The organism is Micromonospora sp. 4G55 (assembly GCF_016803375.1).
Window position 1 is genome coordinate 1 of the sequence record NZ_JAEVHN010000690.1, and the last position, 3,175, is coordinate 3,175.

Genomic DNA, 3,175 nt, shown 5'->3' on the forward strand with positions numbered 1-3,175 from the left:
TGGGGGTGGGGAAAGTGAATCCGGCACACTTTGCTCACCCCGTCGACCTCCTGCAGGAGTGAGTCCGCCGATGTCGCTGCTCGCCCGATCCAGCCTCGCCAACCGGGGACTGGTCGCCCTGATCGCGGTGGTGACCGCGGCGTTCGGGGCGTTCGCCGTCCCCTCGCTCAAGCAGCAGCTGCTGCCGTCGCTGGAGTTCCCCGGCGCCTTCGTCGTGGCGGTCTACCCCGGCGCCGGGCCGGAGATCGTCGAGTCCCAGGTCACCGAGCCGATCGAGAACAGCCTGCAGGGCCTGCCCGGGCTGGAGAAGGTCACCTCCACCTCGCGGGAGGGTTCGGCGACCGTCTCGGTGCAGTTCGAGTTCGGCACCGACGTCGACGACGCGGCCAACAAGATGCAGACCGCCCTGGGCCGGATCGACGCGCAGCTCCCCGCGGAGGTGGACCCGCAGGTCCTCACCGGGAGCACCGACGACCTGCCCGCGGTGGTGCTCGCCGCCAGCGGGGGCGGCGACGAGCGGGCGCTGGCGGAGAAGCTGCGCAGCACCGTCGTCGGAGAGCTGGAGGGGATCGACGGTGTCCGTACCGTCGAGGTGACCGGCACCCGCGACCAGGTCGTGACGATCACGCCGGACCCGGCGAAGTTCGCCGCCGCGAAGCTGGCCCCGACCGCCATCGGGACGGCGCTGAAGACCAACGGGATCTCCGTGCCGGCCGGCGCGGTCACCGACGGCACCCGGGCGCTCCCGGTGCAGGTCGGCGCCCCGATCACCACCCTGGACGAGCTGCGCGGCATCGTGCTCACCCCGAGCGTGCCCAAGGCGCCGCCGGTCCGCCTCGGTGACGTCGCCGCCGTGCAGCAGCAGCTCGCCCCGGCCACCGCGATCACCCGCACCAACGGCATCGAGAGCCTCGGCGTCCAGGTGGTCGCCGCGCCGGACGGCAACGCCGTGCGCATCTCGCACGAGATCCGGGACCGGCTCGACGCCCTGCGCTCCGCCTCCGGCGCCGAGCTGACCGTCGTCTTCGACCAGGCGCCGTTCGTCGAGAAGTCCATCGAGAGCCTGACCACCGAGGGCCTGCTCGGCCTGCTGATGGCCGTGGTGGTGATCCTGGTCTTCCTGCTGTCGGTGCGTTCCACCCTGGTCACCGCGGTCTCCATCCCGCTGTCGGTGGTGGTGGCGCTGCTCGCGCTCTGGGCCGGCGACTACTCGCTCAACCTGCTCACCCTCGGCGCGCTCACCATCGCCGTCGGCCGGGTGGTCGACGACTCGATCGTGGTGCTGGAGAACATCAAACGCCACCTGGAGTACGGCGAACCCAAACGGGACGCGATCGTCGTCGCGGTCCGCGAGGTGGCCGGCGCGGTGACCGCGTCGACCCTCACCACGGTCGCGGTGTTCGCCCCGATCGCGCTGGTGGGTGGCTTCGTCGGGCAGCTCTTCGCGCCGTTCGCGATCACCGTGACGGTGGCCCTGCTCGCCTCGCTGCTGGTCTCGCTGACCGTGATCCCGGTGCTGGCGTACTGGTTCCTCACGCCGCGCCGGGTCGGGGCGGACGACGCCGCGGTGCGCCGGGCCGCCGAGGAGAAGGAGCTGCGCAGCCCGTTGCAGCGGGCGTACCTGCCGACGATCGGGTTCGCCACCCGTACCCGCAAGACCCGCTGGATCACCGTCGCGGTGGGGCTGCTGGTGCTGCTCGGCACGTTCGGCCTGGCGCAGAAGCTGGAGACCAACTTCCTGGACGACTCCGGCCAGGACACCCTGAACATCACCCAGGAGCTGCCGGCGGGCGCCGGACTGGCCGCCACCGACCAGGCGGCCCGCCGGGTCGAGGAGGTGCTCGGTCGGACCGACGGCGTCGAGACGTACCAGGTCACCGCGGGCGGCAGCGACCAGCCGTGGCTGGGCGGCGGGGGCAACAACACCGCCCGCTGGTCGGTGGCGCTCGACGGCGACACCGACGCCAAGGAGATGAAGGAGATCCTGCGGGAGAAGTTCGACGCTCTCGGCGCCGAGGTCGGCGAACTCACCTTCGGCCAGGGCCAGGGTGACCAGCTCGAGCTGGTCGTCCAGGCCGCCGACCAGGAGACGCTGGCCAGGGCCGCCGAGGAGGCTCGCGCGGCGATGGCCGGCACGCCGGACGTCGAGGACGTCTCCACCAGCCTGGCGACGCGGGTGCCCCGGGTCGACGTCACCGTCGACCGGCTCGCCGCGGCCCGGGTCGGGCTGAGCGAGGCGGCGGTCGGGCAGCTGGTGTCGCAGGCGTACCGGGGTGCTCCGCTGGGGCGGGTGACCCTGGACGGCGGTCAGCAGGACGTGGTGCTGCGGACCTCGGCCACCCCGCCGACGACCGTGGAGCAGCTGCGCGCCCTGCCGGTCGGCCCGGTCAAGCTGGACGACATCGCGGACGTCACCCAGGGCGAGGGACCGCAGCAGGTCACCCGGATCGACGGCGAGCGCAGCGTCTCCGTCACCGGCACCGCCACCGGCTCCAACCTGGGGGCGATCACCAAGGAGCTGCGCAAGCGGGTCGCCGACATCAAGGTGCCCGGCGCGACGGTGACCGTCGGCGGCGCGAGCGCCGAGCAGGAGGATGCCTTCGGCGACCTGGGCCTGGCGGTGCTGGCCGCGATCGCGATCGTCTTCCTGATCATGGTGGCGACCTTCCGCAGCATCACCCAGGCGCTGATCCTGCTGATCTCGATCCCGTTCGCCGCGACCGGCGCGATCGGCCTGCTGCTGGTCACCGGCACCCCGCTGGGCGTGCCGGCGCTGATCGGCGTGCTCATGCTGGTCGGCATCGTGGTGACCAACGCGATCGTGCTGCTGGACCTGATCAACCAGTACCGGGCGCAGGGGATGAGCGTGACCGACGCGGTGGTCGAGGGCGGCCGGCGGCGGCTGCGTCCGATCCTGATGACCGCGGTCGCCACCATCTTCGCGCTGCTGCCGATGGCCCTCGGGCTGACCGGCGAGGGCGGCTTCATCTCCCAGCCGCTGGCCGTGGTGGTGATCGGCGGTCTGCTCACCTCGACGCTGCTGACGCTGGTGCTGGTGCCGACGCTCTACACCATGGTGGAGCGCACCAAGGAGTGGCTGCGGGCCTGGCGGGCCCGACGCGCCGGTGGCCCGGCCGAGCCGGCCACGCCGGCCGCCGCCGGCAACGAGGCCGGT

1 protein-coding gene is annotated in these 3,175 nt (G+C 72.6%); it reads left to right on the forward strand.

The genetic code is table 11. The annotated features are described in order from the left end of the window. Positions 1 to 70: 70 nt before the first annotated feature. Positions 71 to 3,175 (forward strand): efflux RND transporter permease subunit (locus tag JNW89_RS32455; protein WP_238451960.1); only part of this gene is annotated, 3,105 nt, incomplete at its 3' end.